Raw genomic sequence first — 20261 nt, 5'->3', positions numbered from 1 at the left:
GGAGGGAAGGCTTCTTCCCGCGTTCCAGCAATGATCGCCTGATAAAAAAAGCTCGTCCCTTTTCGGACGAGCTTTACCAAAGCTGTTATCCTGCGTTTCAGCCCTGCGTCGCCGGAACTTCATACCCGAGCGAGCGAAGCTTCTTCTTCAGGTCGATCAGCGATTTTTGACCAAAATCGTCGACAGTCAGGATCTTTTCATCGCCGCCGGCGTTGAAATCGGCTAAAATATCGGCAACCGTTTTATAACCGGCTCCCAGCAGGGCTTCCGTCTGGCGCTTTGACAGCTCCAGCGATTCGATAGTCCGTTCCGGAGACGTCTTCGACGTTTCGCGGGACTGCTTTTCGGCGATAAACTCCTGCCGCGCCTGCAATCGGCGATAGAAGCGGTCAACCTGCCCTTCCATGTCGAGCATACGCTGCTGCTGTCCGGTGTAAAACGGATGGCAGGCATTGCAGACTTCAGTTCGGATTTCTTTACGAGTCGAACCGGTTTTCCATGTATTTCCACAGGCGCAGGTTACCGTCGCTTCAGGGAAATAATCCGGATGAATTCCTTTTTTCATGATTTCCTTCTTTCTTTCACGCTTCGTTTTCTACTGACCTTCGAAAACGGTCCGGTGAAAACCGTTATTCAGCTTCTTCGGTAACTTCTTCTTCGTCATAATCGACGAATTCAACCGGATCGATATTGACTCGCTTCCGTCCGCCCGGCATCGTTTCATAAACGACAAAACCAAGCTCTTTCGCGTACAGCGTATAATCACGCCCACAGCCGACGTTCTCACCGGCATGAACTTTCGTCCCATGCTGACGAACCAGGATACTGCCGGGGAGGACCAACTCGCCGCCGAAGCGCTTAACACCTAAGCGCTGAGAATTACTGTCGCGACCGTTGCGGCTGGAACCGCCGCCTTTTTTATGTGCCATGATGTCTTACCCCTCTATTGATTCGATCTGAATACGCGTATAAATCTGGCGGTGACCAGTCTTGACGCGATAATGTTTCTTCGGACGATATTTGAAAACGATAATCTTCGGCCCCTTTTCCTCGCCGACGATTTTCCCGGTGACCTTCGCAGCCTTGACAGTCGGCTGACCGACTTTAACCGCGCCGTCGCTGACAAGCAGTAAGACGTCGTTCAGGACGATCTCTTCGCCGGCTTCGGCTTCCAACCGATCGACGACGATCGATTGACCTTCAACAGCTTTATACTGTTTGCCGCCCGACTCTACGATAGCATACTTCATAATTCTTTCTCCAATCTTCACTTCGCCGTCCTCCGCCGCGCAGCCGCCGCGGACCGGGGAAGTTGGCTCTGATCCGCCGGAACGTCTCGGCGAACCGTCTTATTATACATCAATTCAGCAAACTGTCAAAGCGATTTAAGCGGCTGATTTTTCCGAAATGTAGGATTACCATAGATGCGTTACAAATTAGAGAAAAAGAAAAGCGAATGAAGAAATCTCGTTTATAGTTGAGTCTGCGAAAACCAAAGAAAAGGAGATACCCATTCGCTATGAAAACGATAACACAAATTCTTAGATTCAGGGAGTCCATGGTAAAGTATTGTGAAAAGCATGGAGTTAGTGAAACAGCAAGAAAATACAAGGTCAGCCGCCCAACTGTATACAGATGGATGAAACGGTATGACGGGACACAAGATTCTTTGCGGGATTTCTCTCATAAACCTAAAAGTCATCCGAATCAGCATACAGAAGAAGAGCTCAAGCTGATTCATAACATGCGAAAACGGAATCCTCATGCCGGATTAGTCGTATTCTGGGTAAAACTGCGCCAGCGAGGGTATACCCGCACCATTACAGGTTTGTACCGCATCCTCTGTAAAAGTGGAAAAATGGCGATCAAGGTCAAAAATCCAAAATATATTCCTAAGACATACGAAGCGATGCAATATCCGGGACAACGCGTTCAAATTGATGTCAAGCACGTTCCTGCCGCTTGTATTGCTTCTGATTCATTCGGAAGTAAGAAATACTACCAATATACTGCTATCGATGAATATTCTCGCTTTCGTTACGTTGAAGGCTTCGATGAGCTGAGTACCTTTTCCTCTGCTGTCTTCCTGGAGAATATGCTTAAAGCCTTCAAATTCAAGGTTGAATGCGTTCAAACAGATAACGGTACCGAATTCACAAACCGATTTACCTCGAATCGCGATCGCCCCACGCTGTTTGAGCAGCTGCTCAAACAGCGTGGCATCGTCCACAAACTCATTCGTCCCTATACCCCTCGTCATAACGGTAAGGTCGAACGTTCACACCGTAAAGATAATGAGTACTTTTACGCAACTCATCGCTTCTATTCGCTAAACGATTTTAAGAAACAACTGAAGGTTCATAACCATTGGTACAACAATTTCCCGATGCGTCCTCTCGCCTGGCTTTCCCCTTCTCAGTTCCTTAAGATTCATCTTTCAAACTTGTAACGCATCATTGACAAACCAACATTTAAGCGGCTGATTTTTCCGAAACCCTACCCCTGCTTCCGGTAATCGTAGAAACCTTTCCCGGCGTTGACCCCGGTCTCGCCCCGATCTATTTTCGCTTTCAGAAGGTGATCGATCTTATAGCTGACCGTTCCCTCCGTATTCACGTCCGGGCGCATACGATTAATGTTATACGCAGTTTCAAGACCTACAATGTCGAGAATCTTAAACGGACCGGCGGGCGCGCTGGTAGCCAGCTGCCAGGTGAGGTCGATCGTTTCCGGATCGGCGACTTCGTTCGCCCAAAGCGCCTCCGCCGCGTTCAGGAACGGCACCAGCATCGAGTTCAGGATATAGCCGGGCTGTTCCTTATGGAGCTCCAGCGGAACCATATTGATTTCCGCCGCGAAAGCGACGACCTGCCTGAATACAGCCTCGTCCGTTCCCGCATGACCCATGATTTCAGCCGTGTTATTTTTCCAGATCGTATTCGCGAAATGCAGCGCGCAGTATTTTTCCGGACGTCCCGTATACGCGGCGAACGAACTGGGAAGCATCGTCGAAGAATTCGTGCAGAGAATCGTCTTCTCCGGAAGCAGGTCCTTCAGCGCCGTGTAAACGCCGATCTTGGCCTTCGGATCCTCCGACATCGTTTCAATCACAACGTCGGCGCCGGCAACCGCCTTCGCCATATCGAGTTCAAGGTGAATCAGGCTCGCGAACCGATCCTTCGCCTGCGCGATGAGCCCGTCGATTTCTTCCGCGGTCGCCTGAGCCCAGCTTTTAATCAGCCCGCGCGGATACAAAAAAGCGCCCATCGGATTCCCAAGAAGAGCCTTCGCCTTCTCCAGATCCTCGATCATCAGGCTTGAATAACGCTCGATTTTCGGTTGGGTACGACCGATCGACCCCTCGCTTCGCAGCCACAACGTCGTATCATGCCCCGTATACGCGGACATTAACGCAATCTGCGCCCCAAGAACGCCGCCGCCAATAACAACAACCTTACTGAAAGTCATCCTCTTATATCCTCGCTTTTTTCTTTTTTTATTGAATAACCCTGACGGTTAAGTATACTGCGAATCGGAGAAAGGAATCGTTACAATCCTTAGAGCCTGTCCACAGTTCAGCAAAGACATTTTAAGGCTACGCGAATTTTAAAGGGCGTCTTCAGGATCCAAAAGCGAGTCCGAGTCCCGTGGAATAAACCGATCCAGGTCCTTCGGCGCAGGCGTAAGCCTCGCCGCCGCCTCCAGCGCGTCAATCGCCAGCTGCGTCTGGCTGTCGAGCGGGTCGCTCTTCCGCCGGTCGACGCGCCGGTACGTTCCGTCCGCCGCCATAATCCGCGCCCGATCCGTATCGCAGAGCTGAAGCCGGAGAATCCGGAAAATCCGGTTGCGGACGTCCCGATCCTCGATCGGGAACTGAACCTCGATCCGCCGGTCCATATTCCGCTGCATCCAGTCCGCCGACCCGAGGAACAGGTCCTCGCTCCCATCGTTGTAATAATAAAAGATACGCGAATGTTCAAGGTAGCGGCCAACGAGACTTCGGACATGGATATTTTCCGAGAGCCCGCGAATTCCGGGGCGCAGCACGCAAATTCCCCGTACGATCAGGAAGATTTTCACGCCCGCCTGCGACGCGGCGTACAGCGTTTCAACAATTTCCGGATCCAGGAGCGAATTGATCTTCGCGACGAGAATCGCTTTCTTCCCTTCCTTCGCGTTTCTGGCTTCCTGCTTAATTCGGAAAATCGTATCTTCCCGGAGCCAACGCGGCGCGGCGATCAGCTTCCGCAATCCAAGCGGGATCGAATACCCGGTGATCATGTTAAAGAAATCCGTCGCGTCCCGACCGAGCGTCTCGGAAGAGGTCATCAAGCCTAAATCAGTATAAATACCGGCAGTAATATCGTTATAATTTCCCGTTCCTAAATGAACATAGCGGCGGATTTCGTCCTCTTCTTCACGAACGATGAGCGTGATCTTGCTATGCGTCTTCAGCCCGACCAGCCCATAAATCACATGGCAGCCGGCTTTTTCCAGCTTCTTCGCCCACTGGATATTATTTTCCTCGTCAAAACGCGCTTTCAGCTCAACGAGGACCAGGACCTGTTTCCCGGCCTCCGCCGCCGCCGCCAGCGCGGTAATAATCGGCGACTGCCCGCTGACGCGGTAGAGCGTCTGCTTAATCGCCAGAACGTTCGGATCGCGCGACGCCTGCTGAATAAGCTCGATAACCGGGCTGAAACTCTCGAACGGATGATTCAGGATGACGTCCCGGTCGCGGAGAACGGAAAAAATATCGCTTTGGCGAAGGAACGCCGGGGACGGCTGCGGAACGAAACTGGGATATTTCAGGTCGGGCCGGTCGCCGATAAGCTTCGGAAGCTTCGAAAAGAAAGTCAGATCGAGCGGGCCGGGGACCCGGTAGACGTTGATATCCGAAATTTTCAGATTTTCATAAAGCTCCTGAACGATCGCGGGCGCCGCGTCCCGATCGATTTCGAGCCGGATGACCTCGCCCCACTGGCGTTTATGCAGCTGGTATTCAATTTCTACCAGCAAATCGGCCGCGTCTTCGTCGTCGATTTCCAGATCGGCGTTCCGGGTAATCCGAAAACGCGCGATATCGCCGACCTTGACGCCGCTGAATAAGCGGTTGATAAACAGGATCACCAAATCCTCGAGAAGAATAAAACTCTTTCCGGTTGGATCCGGAAGCTGAACGATGCGCGGAAGGACGACCGGGATCTGGATAATCGCGAACGATTTTCCACCTTCGGTCTTCAGCTTCCGATCCGGCTGCTCGACCATGACGAAAAGATTCAGCGACTTATTCGCGATCAGCGGGAACGGCGAACCGGCGTCGACCGCTAACGGCGTCAGGACAGGGAAAACCGTCGATTCGTAATATCGCTGCGCAAATTTCAGCTGATCCTCGGTCAGCTGATCCGGGGTTTTAATAAAAAATCCTTCCTTTTCGAGCGCGGGGAAAAGCGACCGGTTCACGGTCGAATACTGCCGCCGGACCATCTCATGGACCCGCTCCGATATCCGCTCCAGCTGCTCCTGCGGCTTCAGGCCGGACGGATCGGCCACCGTGTAATCCGCCTTGACGAGGTCATGAATCGAGGCGACGCGGACCATGAAGAATTCGTCCAGGTTCGACCCGGTAATCGAGATAAAATTCAAGCGCTCAAATAACGGATTTTCAATATCGCGCGCCTCCTCCAGGCAGCGGTCATTAAACTCCAGCCAGCTAAGTTCGCGATTGATAAATTTAGAAGAAAACGCGCTCCGCTCAAACGCCGCCTTCCCCAGCAGGTCCTTATTCTCATCCAAAGATAAAAGAAAAGCGCGATCGAGATTTTCAGCATTCGGTTCCAATTTTTCCTCCATCTTCTCAGGCCCAACCGCGGTCTAAAGCGTTCGCCTGACGCGCAGGACCGGTTTATACCCGAATAAATCGGCGAACAGCGCCGTATGATGACTAAAGTTCCAATTTTCAATCGTCGCGTCCCGGTTCGCGCTGACGGTCAGCAGGAACTTGTCGTTCGCCGTCTTGGCGGAAAGGATTTCCAGCTTCTGTTTATGGCCCGCGTCAAGCGAATTCGCGACGGCAAGGATCGCGGTCAGCTTCAGGATCACGATCCGCTCCGCCTCGGTAAATCTGCTTAACATCGGCTCATCATAATTAACATGCCCGTTATGAAAACAGGCGATCAGCGCCACCATTTCTTTTTCAGCGTCGTCCAACCCGATCAGCTCGGCTGAATTGATAATATTAAACGCGCGGATCCCGTCGTCGTACATGCTGACGTATTTGCCGATATTGTGCAAAATTGCCGCGAGCGACAGGTAACGCCGTTCGGTTACGCCAAGATTATGAAACTTCTCGGTCAGATCAAACAGGCGCTCCGCTAATTTCTGAACATGGCGAACATGAAATTTATCCGTCCGGTACCGACGAGCGAGATGATGCGCCGCCTCTTCCATATTCTTGTACGGATCACGGATAAACTTCGTCCGGTAATACTCATGGCTCATTTCAAATAAAACGCCGTCGATTAAATCCAGATTCGGCATGTAAAATTTCTCAACGCCGGTAAACGCCAGGACCTCTTCCATGACCACCCCGCCGGGGATCAGGAGAGATTCATGCTCCGTCGGGATCTGCGCGACGCGGGCTAAAATCCTCCGTTCCCGCGTCTTCAGCCGTTCGAGCAGCGCCAGGAAATCTCCGGTCGAAATCGTCTCGCCGTCCGCCAGATCCCACTTCGCGACATACTTCATATAGCGCAGCGATCCGCCGATCACGATCAGGTTCTGAAAATCGGACTGCCGCGAGTTGATCGCGCGATAGTAGTTCAGCGCACCGGAAATATACTCCGCCAGGAGCGCGTTAAAATCGGGTGAAACGCGTTCGAGACTCCCTAACAGCTCGCGGACACGCAGCACGCCGAGGCGGAAATGCTGCGAGTTAATATATTGTCCGCCATGATACAGCGTCAGCTGAATCGAACCCGATCCAATCACCAGGATAACGCAGCCCTGATCCGCCAGCGCGGCGAACCCTGGCAGTCCTTCCGAAACCGCGATCTGAATATATTTATTATCCATGCTGTTCGAAAGAATTTCGACCCGGATTCCGGTCCGGATAAAAATCTGTTCAATAGCGTAGCTCCCGTTCGTCGCCTCGCGAAACGCGCTCGAAGCAAAAGCGCGGAACGTCGTCACGCGATACTCCTTCAGCTTATCCTTAAAATCGTTCAGCACGTCGACAATCTGCGTCAGGTTAACCTGACTGATCTTCCCGGTTGTAAACGTATCGACGCCGACAGGAATCGTCCGGGAGACTTCATCGATCAAAACAGGCGCACTTCCGCGGACCAGACGCGCAATCCGCAGCGAGGTCTCATGTGACCCGACGTCGATCACGGCTGCTATATTTTTCTTCGCGTTCATTTATATCGTTTTCTCATCGCCAAAATAAATACCGGTCTTCCGCGCCGTCTCGATCAGGTAATGATCCGCGGGAATCGCTTTCAGCTTATTCGCGACTTCGCTGAGCGGGACAGTGACGATCGCGTTGTTCCGCACGGCCATCATCAGGCCAAACTTCTTCGACAGAATACAATCCCCGGCTTTCACCCCCAGCGCCGTCGTCAGCACGCGATCGTAAGCCGAAGGCGTCCCGCCGCGCTGGAAATGACCCGGGACGACGCAGCGGATCTCGCGCACCATCATCTTTTCCAGCAACGCCGCCAAGCGGTACGCGACCGATAAATTCGCGGACTTCGTGATCCGAGCGATATAGTCCGCTTTCGACAGCGCAGCCTCTTCTTTGGATTTCGCCCCTTCGGCAATCGCAATAATCGAAAATCGCTTCCTGTCCGCTTCGCGCTTCTTAATTGCCTTAACAATCGCCATCGGATCGTAGGGAATCTCCGGGATCAGGATCACGTCGGCCCCGCCGGCGATCCCGGCGTAAAGCGTCAGCCAGCCGACTTTATGTCCCATGATTTCAATGATGAAAACGCGGCCGTGCGACGTCGCCGTCGTATGGATCCCGTCAATGACTTCGGTCGCGATATTGACCGCGCTCTGGAACCCGAACGTCATGTCCGTTTCGGCCAGATCGTTATCGATCGTCTTGGGAATCGTAATAATATTGAGGCCCCGCTCCGAAAGCATGTGCGCGGTTTTATGCGACCCGTTTCCGCCTAAGATAACGAGCGCGTCCAGCTTAAGCTCCTTATACGTCCGGATCATCGCCTCCGCCCGCGTCGGACCGTCCTTCTTCTCCGGATCGAGCGGATTATTCACCGTTTTGAACGGCTGCCGCGAGGTTCCGAGAATCGTTCCGCCTAACGTCAGGATTCCCGAAAAATCGGAATAAGCCATCTCCCGATAATTCCGATTCATCAGTCCTGCGTATCCGTCGGTAAACCCGATAACCCGCGTATCCCGATCCGCCTCATAAAGTCGTTTCGCGACGCCACGCATCGCCGAATTCAGCCCCTGGCAATCGCCGCCGCTCGTCAACATGCCAACGCACAGCCCCATTTTTCTCTTCCTCTCCCTGGAACCTTGTCGGAACGAATTCCTTCCTTCTTGTAATTATAATAGGAATATCGCCGAAACCCGAAAATTCGCATGAGGCAAAGCTCGGCCATCCGCATTTTTCATAGCAAAGCGCAGCCGTCTCCTGCGCTCAGACGAATTTCAAATAAAACTTTTCAAACTTTTCATGTATAATCACTAAGTGAAAAGACCGAAGCGAAATTGCGAATCCCTGAAAGACCCGAGGCAGCGTTCATGACGGAACAAGAGACAGCGGACAAAACCAATTACGAATACATCCAGCAGCCGCCGGAGAAGGACGGCGCTGGCTCCTCCGGCGGACGGCGCTGGCTCATCGCGGCGATTGTGATCGTGATCCTGATCACGGCGCTGATTACCATCATGATCTTCGCAAACAGCGAAACCGTTGAAAAAGCTAAAAATATCGCGATCGTCGTCAGCGCGACGTCCGCCTTGATCCTGATCGGATCGATTTTCGTCCTGATCTATCAGCTTTCCGCGTTAACCGGTCTCCTCCGTACCGAGATCAGGCCGATCCTGAATACGACGAAGGAAACGGTTCAAAACGTCAAAGGCACAGTCGCCTTCATGAACGATAAGTTCGTTTCGCCAGCAATTTCCGTCGGCTCCAAAGTCGCGGGGATCAGGAAAATCGGTTCATTATTGTTCCACAGGAAATAAGGAGAAATAAATGTCAGAAAAAGATAACGGGTTTGAATATTTTGTCGTCGGGTTTATCGCGGGCTGCGTCGCGAGCGCGGTCGTGTCGATCCTCTACGCGCCGAAAAGCGGCGAAGAAACCCGGTCGCTGATCCGCGGGAAATCGGAAGAATGGATCAACAGCGCCAACCGTTCGATCGACAACGTTTATAAGCAGGCGGAAGTCGCAACCAACAGCGCCGTTGGCAAAATCAACGAATTCGCCGAGATCGCGAGAGAACAGTCGGACACGCTGGCCGAGCGCGGCAAGGATTTCCTCTCCCGAACGCAGCGGAAAATCCAGTCCGCCGGCTCCGCATCGGCGGAAGCGGCCGACGAAATCCTGACGACCGGTTCATAGATCTCGCGGGCGTCTGCGTTGACCCCGGAGGCGGCGCCGTACGGCGGCTGCCTCCGGGTTATTTTCAAGCGCGGGCTCGACGCCCTGAGCTTCGTCTGAAGTTTTCTATACATGTATTTAATGAACTATTAACTTCTGAAAATCCGGAAATCCGTCATTTTCGTTTTACAATTGCTTCGCAAACTAACGATCAGAGAATGGAACTGTAAGAAAATGAAATTAAATAAAGCACTTCAAATTATCTTAGCGATGATCCTGATCCTCGGATTCATCGCCCCTGTTCGGACCGCATTCGCGCAGTCCGACGTTGTCCAAACGGTCAACGACATCCCGTTTACCGTCGATCAGTACGTCGAAAGCGCGAAATTCTATCGCTTCAACCTCATCCAGCAATACAACTATTACGTCACGATTTACCGGATGTACGGGATGGCGATTGACGACGAATTCAACCAGCAGTTCGTCGACATCCTCGGCGAAAACGGCGCCGAAAAAATCAGGGAGATCGTCCTGGCCAACGCCGCGCATCAGGTCATCGTCGCCGCCGAAGCCGAGAAAGCCGGGCTCAGCGTCAGCGACGAAGAGGTCGAAACGCGCCTGAAAGATATCTTTGGCTACGGAGCCGACGCCGAAGTCGAGCTTGAAACCGCGGCCAGCCCGGAAGGAGGCGAAGCCTCGTCCGATACGCTCGATTCGCTCGGCGGCGAAGGGATCAGCACGGAGCCGGAGATCAACAAGGAGCTCGAATTCCGCAACAAAGTTGACGAATACTTCAGCGCCTTCGTCAAAGACGCGTTCACGGTCGATTTCTTCAAGGGAGATCTTCGCTCCCTGATCCTCGAAGAGAAGCTGCGCGAATACGTCTTGAACCAATCCGACGAAGTCTATGAGCAGGAAGAAGTCAAAGCGCGCCATATTCTCGTGAAAACAAAAGAAGAAGCCTCGGCAATCCTCGAAAAACTCGCCGCGGGCGAAAGCTGGGAAACGCTGGCCGCCGAAAACTCGCTGGACACGGGAAATAAAGACAATTCCGGCGATCTTGGCTGGTTCAGCAAAGGCATGATGGTTCTGCCGTTTGAAGAAGCCGCGTTTGCGCTCGATCCGGGCGAAATCAGCGATCCGGTCAAGACCGATTTCGGTTACCATATTATCGCTTTAGACGGGAAAGAGCTCCGCCCCATGGAAGGAAGCGCGCTCGAAGAAGCGCAGACCGCTGTTTACGAAGCCTGGTTCGAAGATATTTCGGCTGGATATGAAATCGTGAAGACCGGCGCGGCGGACAAGGTCGTCGTCACCGAGCCAGTCTTTGAACCGGTTGAGCCGACCCCGACCGAAATTCCGGTCGAAGATAACAGCGCCGAAGACGCAGCGATGGAAACGAGTGGTGATGAGACCGGCGCAATGACCGAAAAACCCGCCGACGGCGCGGCAGCTTCGGAAGCAACGGCGGAACCGACGAAAAAGCCGTAACCTCGAAGCGTTCGAAGGAATCCAAGCAAAAAGCGATGGCAGTTGCCCCATCGCTTTTTTTATGCTTTTTTTGATCCGCGGCGTGCTGTTTACAGCGCGGCAAGCTGTGCTAAGACCTGATCCGTTGTCGCCTGCGTCCCGGCCTTGCCGCCCAGGTCCGCCGGGAGTTCGCCATTCCCAACCGTACGCTCGACGGCGGTCTCGATCGCCGCCGCCTCGTCGTTCAGTCCGAACGCATACCGCAGCATCAGCGCTGCGCTCAGGATCGTGCCGAGCGGATTCGCAATTCCTCTCCCTGCGATATCCGGCGCGGAGCCATGAATCGGTTCGTATATACCAGGAGACTCATCGCCGATCGAAGCCGACGGGAGCATCCCCATCGACCCGGCCAGGACGGACGCTTCGTCGGTCAGGATATCCCCGAACATGTTCTCCGTTACCATCACGTCGATTTCGCGCGGATTCGAAACCAGCCTCATCGACGCCGTATCCACCAGAACATGGTCCAGCCGGACATCCGGATAACGCTCGTGAACCGCGTTCGCCGTCTTCCGCCAGAGACGGGACGAATCCAAAACGTTGGCCTTATCGACCGACATGACCCGCCGCCGCCGTCCGCGCGCCATCCGGAACGCCAGTTCCAAAACGCGCTCGATCTCCGCCGCCGAATACCGCAGCTCGTCCACAGCCCAGGCGACCCCGGAAGAATCGACGCCGCGCTCCTTCCGCCCGAAGTAGATCCCGCCGGTCAGCTCGCGGATCACCAGAATATCCGCGTCACGCAGGACTTCATTCTTAATCGGGCTCATCGCATACAGCCGTTCGTACGTCTTCACCGGGCGTAAATTCGCGAACGCGCCGGTCTCCTTCCGCAGCCGCAGCAGCCCCTGTTCCGGGCGGACGGCCGCGTCCGGACAATCCCATTTCGGACCGCCGACCGCGCCTAAAAGGATCGAATCGCATTTTTTCGCCGCGTCGATCGTCTCGTCCGTCAGCGCCGATCCGGTTCGGTCGATCGACGCGCCGCCGATCAGGAACCGCTCATAGATAATCGAATGGCCCCGTTTCACGGCAACGGCGTCAAGGACCCGTTTCGCCGCCTCGATAACCTCCGGACCGATCCCATCTCCCGGGAAAAGCGCAATCTTCATTTCCATATCAAATCTATCCTATCGTTTTCCATTTTTCAACTCAAACGCGCGGATCGCGTCCGCGTTTTTCAGGATGTACCCGAAATCGTCCAGCCCCTGGAGCAGGCACATTTTATAAAACGAATCGATTTTGAACGACAGCCGAAGCGAGCCATAGGCGATCGCCTGCGCCGGGAGATCCACCGTCATCCGTTTCCCGCCGTCTTCCGCCAGCGCCAATTTCAGCTCATGATACGAATTCTCTGGCAGCGTTATCAGCAATAATCCGTTTTTACGACTGTTGTTGCTGAAAATATCGGCGAATCCGCGCGCGATAACGACGTCGAAGCCAGCCTGAAGAATCGCCCAGGGAGCATGTTCCCGCGAGCTTCCGCAGCCGAAATTATCGCCGGTAAAAAGAATTTTCGCCGATCGTCCCGGCTCGCGATTCATCGCGAAATCCGGGTTCTCCGTTCCGTCGGGGCGATAGCGCCAATCATGAAACGCGTTTTCGCCGAATCCGGTCTTCTCCGTCGTCTTCAGGAAACGCGCCGGGATGATCTGATCCGTGTCGATATGATCCACCGGCAGGTTCAGAACCGTCGAAGTCAACGTCGTAAACGCCTTCATGATTTCCCTCCCATCAACGCGCGCGGGTCGGCGACATGCCCGCAAACCGCCGAAGCCGCGGCGGTCGCCGGCGAGGCTAAAATCGTCCGTGCCCCCGGTCCCTGACGCCCTTCAAAATTGCGGTTACTCGTACTGACGCAACGCTTTCCGCTCGCGACGAAATCCCCGTTCATCGCCAGGCACAAGCTGCATCCCGGTTCGCGCCATTCCGCGCCGGCGTCCGTAAAAATCCGATCCAGCCCCAACGCCTCGGCCGCGCGCTTGACCGCGCCCGATCCCGGGACAACGATCGTATCGACTCCGGCCGCGACCTTCCTCCCTCGCAGGATTTCCGCCGCGGCGCGCAAATCCTCCAGCCGCCCGTTCGTACACGAGCCGATAAAAACGGAATCAACCGGATAATCGCCAAGCCCCCGGCCGGCTTCAACCCCCATATACGTCAGCGCTTTCCGGAACGCGGCTTCGTCCTTCGCTCCCGGCGCGGCCGCCGCGGCCGAATCCGGGATCTTCCCGTCGACTCGAATCGCCATCGCCGGATTGATCCCATACGTAACCATCGGGGCGATCTCCGCCAACGAAATCTCAACAACACGGTCATATTCCGCGTCTGGATCGCTCGGAAGCTTCCGCCATTCGGCGACCGCCCGTTCCCAGGCTTCTCCCGCCGGCGCATACAGCCGGCCCTTCAGGTACGCGAACGTCGTTTCGTCGGGCGAGACCATCCCGGTCCGCGCGCCCGCTTCGATCGCCATGTTGCAGAGCGTCATCCGCCCTTCCATCGACAGTGTCCGGACCGCTTCGCCGCAGAACTCGATCGCGTACCCCGTTCCGCCGTTAACCCCGATCGCCGCAATCGTAAACAGCGCCAAATCCTTCGCGCTGACGCCTTCCGGAAGCGTTCCCTGATACGCGATCTTCATCGTTTTCGGCTTCCGCTGCAACAGGCATTGCGTCGCCATCACGTGCCCGACTTCGCTCGTTCCGATCCCAAACGCGACCGCGCCGAACGCGCCGTGCGTCGCCGTATGCGAATCGCCGCAGACGATCGTCATTCCCGGCTGCGTCAACCCCAAATCCGGTCCGAAAACATGGATCACGCCGCGGGATGGATGATCCAGTCCGCAGAGGTCGATCCCGAACTCGGCGCAATTCGCCTCCTGCTGAAGGATCTGAGATTTCGCCTGCTCGTCGGCGTAGATCAGCGCGCCATGCTCGCTGCCGTCGGGACCAAGCCGCGTCGGGTTGCAGTGATCCGTCGTCGCTTTATTTCGATCGGGGTTCCAGATTTTCAGCCCGCGCCAGCGCAGCTCCTGAAACGCCTGCGGCGACGTGACCTCGTGCGTCAGGTGCAGATCGATATACAGGACCGGCGGCGCGCCCGTCTCCTGCAAAACGACATGCGCGTTCCAGATCTTATCAAATAACGTTGCCCCACCCATCGTCTTTACCCCTTGTCCTTCTTCGCCGTCATCTCGATAAGCTTATTCAGCGCTGATAAATACGCTTTGACCGCGGCCACGACAATATCGTTATTCGCTCCATACCCGCTGATCAGGAGCGTCTTCGCCCCGTCGCTCTGCGGATGCACCTCGGCGGAGGGGACGGCGTTCTCGATCCGAACGGTCACCTCTCCGACCGCGTCAATTCCTTCCGTAACCGCGTGAATCATGAACTCCTTCAGCGTGTTTTCGACCTGAACGATCGCGTCGATCGCCTTATACGCGGCATCAATTGGACCCGTTCCAATTTCGGCGACCGTCCGCGTCTCCCCATCCGGACAAATCAGGCGAACCGACGCGGTCGGCATCCCGATCGTTCCGCAGGAAATCTGCAGCCCGTCCAACTGATAATAGGGATTCAGCTGTCGGATATCCGACGAGACGAGCGCTTCGAGGTCCCAGTCGGATATATGCTTCTTCTTATCCGCTAAATCCTTAAATTTCACGAAGAGGACGTCGAGCTCTGCTTCGGTCAGGTTGTACCCAATCTCCGCCATTCGGTTCGCCAACGCGTGCCGGCCCGAATGCTTTCCCAGAACGAGGTTCGTCTGGCGGACGCCGACGTCTTCCGGCTTCATGATCTCGTACGTCAGCGCGTTTTTGAGCATGCCGTCCTGATGAATCCCGGATTCATGCGCAAAGGCGTTCCGCCCGACAATCGCTTTATTCGGCGCGATCGGGAAGCCGGTAAAATTCGAAACCATCTGCGAAACGCGCGCCAGATGCCGCGTGTCGATATCGGTCCGCAGCCCATAATACGACTCGCGCGTCCGAATCGCCATGACGACCTCTTCCAGCGAAGCGTTCCCCGCCCGCTCGCCGATCCCGTTGATCGTGACCTCGATCTGCCGCGCCCCGTTTTCACAGCCGGCCAGCGTCGTCGCCACAGCCAGGCCCAGATCGTCGTGACAATGGGTCGACAGGATACACTTCTCGATCCCCTTCGTATGCTCGCGGATCTTGCGGATAAGCTCGCCGTATTCGTGCGGCGTCGCGTATCCGACCGTGTCCGGGATATTCAGCGTCGTCGCGCCGGCCTCGATCGCCGCCCCCAACAGCTCATATAAGAATTCCGGCTCGGAACGGCTCGCGTCCTCGGGCGAAAACTCGATATCGGAGCACAAGCTATGCGCATATGCGACCATCTCCCGGGCCCGGGAAATGACCTCGGCCGGCTCCATCCGCAGCTTATATTTCATATGAATCGGGGACGAAGCGATAAAAACGTGGATTCGCGGACGGTCAGCCCCGCGAACCGCTTCCCAGGCCGCGTCGATATCCTTCCTCGCGCAGCGCGCCAGGCCGCAGATCGCCGGCGCGTACGAACCGTTTCGAGAGACCCCGACCTCGTTCGCGATCCGCCGGACCGCCGCTAAATCGTCGGGGGACGCGATCGGGAACCCAGCCTCGATCACGTCGACCCTGAGCCGCGCGAGCGCGTGCGCGATCTCCATTTTCTCTTCGGACGTCATCGACGCCCCGGGGCACTGCTCTCCGTCACGTAACGTCGTATCAAATATGATAATCTTTTCCGACATAGGTCAAACTCCTGTCCTGATTTGATTTGGTAAACCGCGAACGGCTCCGGCATAAAGAAAAAACCGCCTCCCGGGCGGTCCTTTTTCTTCCTGAAAACTTCCTGCTGTCGTTTCGGCGCGAAACCTGCCCTATACGTCCGTATACAGGCGGCTAAGCAACAAACCGAAGAAGAGGTTAACGTCGATTAAACGGTTCATGTAGACTATTTTAACCAGTCGCCCCGCTTTCCGCGAAGCTGCCGCCGATTTCATTACATCCGGCATCGAATCGTTCTGGTATTTGAGAAAACCTGAAATCCGCTGGAAACCATTCTCCACGATCCATGAATGAAGTATGATAAGTACACACAACCTCCGCCCAAAAGAAGGAGCGAAAAATGATGACATCAGAACGGCGATCGCTTCATTTATTCTTCATTTCGTCTTCAATCCGATTAATTGGTACAGGCATATTTAACACCCTGTTTAATATTTATTTCCTGGAATCGGGCTTTACCGAATCTTTTCTTGGGCTCTTCCTTGCGACCGGAAATATAGCGATGGCAATTGCAAGTTATCCGTCAGGAATCCTGATTGACAGATTTTCTAAAAAAACGCTGATGCTTTTATTCACGGCGATACTTTGCCTCTGCTATTATTTTCAAACTATAATAACGTTTCGCCCTGTGTTGCTGCTGATCTCCTTTTTTTTCGGAATCGCTTTTATTGGACTGAATAATCTGACCGGCCCAACCTTGTATTCATTCAAAACGATTCAGTCAAGATTCAATTTATTTTCAATTTTCAGATTCACGAATATCATATCAATAACAATTGGCGCAGCGCTTGCAGGCTTCTGCCACAATTGGGATATCCCTGTAAAAAAAATCCTCTATCTATCCGCATTTTTTGGATTCATTTCCATGATCCCCCAATTTTTCCTGACAGAAATAAAAAGTGATCCTGATCATTCGGGCCCTTTACCGCACGAACCTGTCAAAACGCAAAAGAGTGACGCTTTGACATCAGAAAATCCCAGAACGCTGATCCTGATTTTATTCATCCTTTCGGTAGTCGGTTTCTCGCCAATGATAATAAATTACAGCAACGTATACTTACAACTGAAAACAAATTTTGATATTGACCAGATTGCTTTTGGGCAAGCCGGAATTCACCTTATTTCAGGAAGCCTCATATTGCTGTTTTCAAAATATAAAATTAAAAATTCCGATCTGCTGAAGAACCTTCTGATTTTCAGCGGATTAAGTTTTCTGCTTTTTACGTTAATATACCTGTCCGATTCGTTTATATTACTCGTCAGCTGCCTGACCGGACTCATCTGGATATTTGACGTACTATTCTCGCTGCTGAACGATTTCATCTTCTCAGCAACCAAAAGCAAAGATCATGGAAAATACGCCGGATTGATAAATCTCGTCTCAAACTTCTCTGAAACCGCAGGAATACTGCTTTGTGGATGGCTCATTCAACAAAAAAGTTTTATCGGAATCTATATCGGAAGCACGATCCCCATATTCTTAATTGCACCCATTCTCTTCCTTTTCGCCAAATATTCAGGAAATAAAGCCAACGCAGGATAATCATATTGAATATTTCGCCTTAACATTAAACAAAATGATATGCGCCCAGATAATATCGGAGAGTATCGGATGGCGATACCTCTCCCGGGCGCGCCCACGGCGGAGGACCCGCCCGCCCGACACGGCATTTACTTCACTTAGTTTAATAACTCAACGGATTGCCTCCCAATCCCTCAAGCCCCAGCCCGGAACTTACCCAGAATGCCCGGACAGATGTCACAATAACAAGGTGACATTCATCGTCAGCCTTCATGTTATTATTTATCTGAGGTTATTAATGGACACGATACAAATCGAAATCTGTTGTGGAAGCGCCGGGGACGTCATCGAGGCCGAGAAAGGCGGCGCCGATCGCGTCGAACTGAACAGCAACCTGTTCCAGGGCGGGTTAACCCCGACGATCGGCGAACTCGCCGTCGCGAAAGCGAAAACCAGCCTGCCGATTATGACAATGATCCGGCCGCGCGAAGCCGGGTTCTATTACTCGGGAATCGAATATGAAACAATGCGGATCGACGCGGAACGGCTTCTCGACGCCGGCGCGGACGGTCTCGTTTTCGGTTTTCTGACCCCCGACGGGGAAGTCGATCCAGTCCGGACGAAAGAATTCGTCGAGCTGGCCGGCCGCCGTCCGGCGGTATTTCATCGCGCCTTCGACGTCGTCCCCGACTGGCGAAAAAGCCTGGACCAGCTCGTCGATCTCGGCGTGACCCGTATCCTGACCAGCGGCCAGGAGCCGAACGTTTTCTTCGCGACCGATACGATCCGCGAGATGATCGAATATGCGGACGGGCGGATCGAAATCCTCCCCGGCGCGGGGATCACGCTGAAAAACGCGGCGCGGATCGTCGCCGAAACCGGCGCGACCCAGATCCATTTAGCCTGCCACAAGGAGATCAGCGAACCTTCCGTCCGGAACAACCGTCAGATTTTTTACGGCGGCGCGCTTTATCCGGCCGAAGACCGGGTCCAGCTGATCGACGCGGCAACCGTTCAGAATATCGCGGCCGCGGTCGCGAGAAAGTAATAAAGAATGAGTATCTTTAAGGAGAGTCAAATGAAGAAAAGCCTGTCTGTGTTTGTCCTGTTTAGTCTTGTCCTCCTCGTAGCGGCAAGCGCGGTTTTCGCTGAAAAAGCGGAATTGAACGAAGTCGGGACGTACCCGATCGTTAAAGAACCGATCGAAATGTCCATGTTCCGGTTGTCGATGCCGAACGTGATCGACTTCGCGACTAATGATTTCACGAAATACATGGAAGATCTGACCGGGATCAGCTGGAAATTCGAGGTCACCAATAACGATTCCGCGGAAGAAGCCGTAAATCTGACAATGCTCTCGAATCAGCTCCCGGACGTCTTCCTCTTCGCGACGCCCGGGATCGCGAAATACGGCGTCGCCGAAGGCATGCTGCTGCCGATCGAAGACCTGATCGAAGAAAACATGCCGAACTTCTCGAAGGTTCTTGAAGAAATGCCCGAGCTCCGCGGCCAGATTACCGAAACCGACGGGCATATCTACGGTCTTCCGGCGATCAACCAGTGCTACCACTGCCAGTACCGCAACAAGATGTGGGTCAATACCGCGGCGCTCGAAGAGTTAGGCATGGAAGTTCCGACCACGACCGAGGAATTCAAGGAAGTCGTCAAGGCGTACGTCGAGAAGAACCCGACCGGCGTCGCGATTACCGGCTCGACCGACGGCTGGGGTCAGCAGTTCGCAGACTGGCTTATCAACCCGTTCATTTTAGACCCGGGCTCCGGCTCAACGCGGTCCGACGCAAAACTCGTCGTCAATAACGAAACGCAGAAAATCGAAACGATCGCGACGAAAGACGAATATCGCGAAGCGCTGAAATACATGCGCGAGTTATTCGATCTGGGCGCGATCTACGACGGCTCCTTCACGCAGAACCACGAACAATATCGCACGCTCATGAATCAGGACGGCGATCCGGTCTTATTCGCGCCCTACGGAACGATTTCCGACGGCTATGACGTTTCCAGCAAACCAGAATCCTACGCGAAATATCGTGTTATCGCGCCGCTCGTCGGCCCCGAAGGCGTCCAGAACGCGACCTACTTCAAACATGACGGAATCGGCCAGGGCCGCCTCGTGATCACGGCTGACGCCGAGAATCCCGAAGCGATTTTACGCTGGGCCGACTTCTTCTACACGATGGAAGGCTACTTGTCCATGCAGTACGGCGCGGAAGAAGGGAAAGACTGGGAATTAGCCAAAGAAGGCGAAATGGGCCTCGGCGGCGATCCCGCGCTGTTCAAGGTTTTGAATCCTTATTCCTCCGAACCGCAGAACCACGACTGGCAGGACGTCGGGCTGAACTACGCGACGGCGAAAATCCGAATGGGCGAAGTCACGGCGCAGGATATCGATATCGCTTCCGCCGAAGGCCTCGAAAAACTCCTCTTCATCGAAACCCGCGATAAGATGGAACCCTATGGTCAGGGCGATGACGCCCCATACAGCGTTACCCCGCCGCTGAAGCTGACCGCCGACGAAGCGACCGAACTCCAGGTCATTTCGAAGGAAGTCGCCGACTACGTCCAGACCAACAGCACCGCATTCATCCGCGGCGACCAGGATATCAACGACGACGACGCCTGGAACGCTTACGTCGAAGGTTTCGAAGCGGTCCAGCTCCCACGATTCCTCGAAGTCTATCAGGCCGCTTTCGACCGGCAGTCCGCGGAATGAAAGCCTGAACGATTGTAAATAAGGTTTCGTTTCGTCCGACAATCCAATAACAGCAACCGAACGGGGCAATGGGATCCTTTGTCCCGTTCGAAATTTTCGGAGC

19 protein-coding genes are annotated in these 20261 nt (G+C 54.1%); 7 read left to right on the top strand and 12 right to left on the bottom strand.

Going from position 1 to position 20261, the window contains the following annotated elements:
* Positions 1-97 precede the first annotated feature (97 nt).
* From BEQ56_07085 to BEQ56_07075, 3 genes are all read right to left on the bottom strand, one after another.
* Entirely contained in the window at positions 98-565 is a 468-nt protein-coding gene (locus BEQ56_07085) for a 50S ribosomal protein L31 (GenBank protein AOH43257.1), read from the bottom strand.
* 64 nt (positions 566-629) lie between these two features.
* Positions 630-929 carry a 50S ribosomal protein L27 gene (locus BEQ56_07080; protein ID AOH43256.1) on the bottom strand — a complete coding sequence of 100 codons (300 nt, stop codon included), beginning with the start codon at positions 927-929 and terminating at the stop codon, positions 630-632.
* A gap of 6 nt (positions 930-935) precedes the next feature.
* Positions 936-1250 carry a 50S ribosomal protein L21 gene (locus BEQ56_07075; GenBank protein ID AOH43255.1) on the bottom strand — a complete coding sequence of 105 codons (315 nt, stop codon included), beginning with the start codon at positions 1248-1250 and terminating at the stop codon, positions 936-938.
* Between the two features lie 269 nt (positions 1251-1519).
* Here BEQ56_07075 and BEQ56_07070 point away from each other — a divergent pair, with 269 nt between their 5' ends.
* On the top strand, positions 1520-2449 hold the full coding sequence (locus tag BEQ56_07070) for an integrase (protein ID AOH43254.1): 930 nt from the start codon (positions 1520-1522) through the stop codon (positions 2447-2449).
* Between the two features lie 47 nt (positions 2450-2496).
* Here the strand turns inward: BEQ56_07070 and BEQ56_07065 are convergent, their stop codons facing one another.
* From BEQ56_07065 to BEQ56_07050, 4 genes are all read right to left on the bottom strand, one after another.
* Complete coding sequence (locus tag BEQ56_07065; protein ID AOH43253.1) at positions 2497-3468, bottom strand: 3-hydroxybutyryl-CoA dehydrogenase; 972 nt, start codon at positions 3466-3468, stop codon at positions 2497-2499.
* Between the two features lie 138 nt (positions 3469-3606).
* Positions 3607-5775, bottom strand: coding sequence for an RNA degradosome polyphosphate kinase (locus BEQ56_07060; GenBank protein AOH44451.1), 2169 nt, complete (start codon positions 5773-5775; stop codon positions 3607-3609).
* A gap of 99 nt (positions 5776-5874) precedes the next feature.
* A complete protein-coding gene (locus tag BEQ56_07055; GenBank protein AOH43252.1) occupies positions 5875-7419 on the bottom strand; it encodes a hypothetical protein in 1545 nt (514 codons plus the stop codon).
* Positions 7420-8520: a 6-phosphofructokinase gene (locus tag BEQ56_07050; GenBank protein ID AOH43251.1), complete on the bottom strand. Its 1101-nt coding sequence runs from the start codon at positions 8518-8520 to the stop codon at positions 7420-7422.
* A 252-nt stretch (positions 8521-8772) separates the two neighbouring features.
* On the opposite strand from BEQ56_07050, the gene BEQ56_07045 reads away from it, so the two are divergent.
* From BEQ56_07045 to BEQ56_07035, 3 genes are all read left to right on the top strand, one after another.
* Positions 8773-9219, top strand: a complete 447-nt coding sequence (locus BEQ56_07045) for a hypothetical protein (GenBank protein AOH43250.1) — start codon at positions 8773-8775, stop codon at positions 9217-9219.
* Between the two features lie 10 nt (positions 9220-9229).
* On the top strand, positions 9230-9598 hold the full coding sequence (locus BEQ56_07040; GenBank protein AOH43249.1) for a hypothetical protein: 369 nt from the start codon (positions 9230-9232) through the stop codon (positions 9596-9598).
* Between the two features lie 213 nt (positions 9599-9811).
* Entirely contained in the window at positions 9812-11068 is a 1257-nt protein-coding gene (locus BEQ56_07035) for a hypothetical protein (GenBank protein AOH43248.1), read from the top strand.
* Positions 11069-11157: 89 nt separating this feature from the next.
* On the opposite strand, the gene BEQ56_07030 is transcribed toward BEQ56_07035, so the two are convergent.
* The 5 genes from BEQ56_07030 to BEQ56_07010 all read right to left on the bottom strand — a co-directional run bounded on the left by BEQ56_07030 (position 11158) and on the right by BEQ56_07010 (position 16183).
* Positions 11158-12225 carry a 3-isopropylmalate dehydrogenase gene (locus BEQ56_07030; GenBank protein AOH43247.1) on the bottom strand — a complete coding sequence of 356 codons (1068 nt, stop codon included), beginning with the start codon at positions 12223-12225 and terminating at the stop codon, positions 11158-11160.
* A 12-nt stretch (positions 12226-12237) separates the two neighbouring features.
* Entirely contained in the window at positions 12238-12828 is a 591-nt protein-coding gene (locus tag BEQ56_07025) for a 3-isopropylmalate dehydratase small subunit (GenBank protein ID AOH43246.1), read from the bottom strand.
* Positions 12825-14267 (bottom strand): 3-isopropylmalate dehydratase large subunit, encoded by a 1443-nt coding sequence (locus BEQ56_07020; GenBank protein AOH43245.1) that lies wholly within the window; start codon positions 14265-14267, stop codon positions 12825-12827. The genes BEQ56_07025 and BEQ56_07020 overlap by 4 nt, the downstream gene beginning before the upstream one ends.
* A gap of 5 nt (positions 14268-14272) precedes the next feature.
* On the bottom strand, positions 14273-15865 hold the full coding sequence (locus BEQ56_07015; GenBank protein AOH43244.1) for a 2-isopropylmalate synthase: 1593 nt from the start codon (positions 15863-15865) through the stop codon (positions 14273-14275).
* Between the two features lie 129 nt (positions 15866-15994).
* On the bottom strand, positions 15995-16183 hold the full coding sequence (locus BEQ56_07010) for a hypothetical protein (protein AOH43243.1): 189 nt from the start codon (positions 16181-16183) through the stop codon (positions 15995-15997).
* Positions 16184-16242: 59 nt separating this feature from the next.
* Here BEQ56_07010 and BEQ56_07005 point away from each other — a divergent pair, with 59 nt between their 5' ends.
* The 3 genes from BEQ56_07005 (at position 16243) to BEQ56_06995 (ending at position 20158) form a co-directional block, all read left to right on the top strand.
* The gene (locus BEQ56_07005) at positions 16243-17445 is read left to right on the top strand and encodes a hypothetical protein (protein AOH43242.1); all 1203 of its coding nucleotides are present in this window, start codon (positions 16243-16245) and stop codon (positions 17443-17445) included.
* A gap of 277 nt (positions 17446-17722) precedes the next feature.
* Positions 17723-18472, top strand: coding sequence for a copper homeostasis protein CutC (locus tag BEQ56_07000; GenBank protein ID AOH44450.1), 750 nt, complete (start codon positions 17723-17725; stop codon positions 18470-18472).
* 30 nt (positions 18473-18502) lie between these two features.
* A complete protein-coding gene (locus BEQ56_06995; protein AOH43241.1) occupies positions 18503-20158 on the top strand; it encodes a hypothetical protein in 1656 nt (551 codons plus the stop codon).
* Positions 20159-20261: the final 103 nt, after the last annotated feature.

Source organism: Anaerolineaceae bacterium oral taxon 439, assembly GCA_001717545.1.
Classification (GTDB): Bacteria; Chloroflexota; Anaerolineae; order Anaerolineales; family Anaerolineaceae; genus Flexilinea.
The sequence above is the reverse complement of the archived record's forward strand: the minus strand, read 5'-3'. Positions and strand labels throughout refer to the sequence as shown.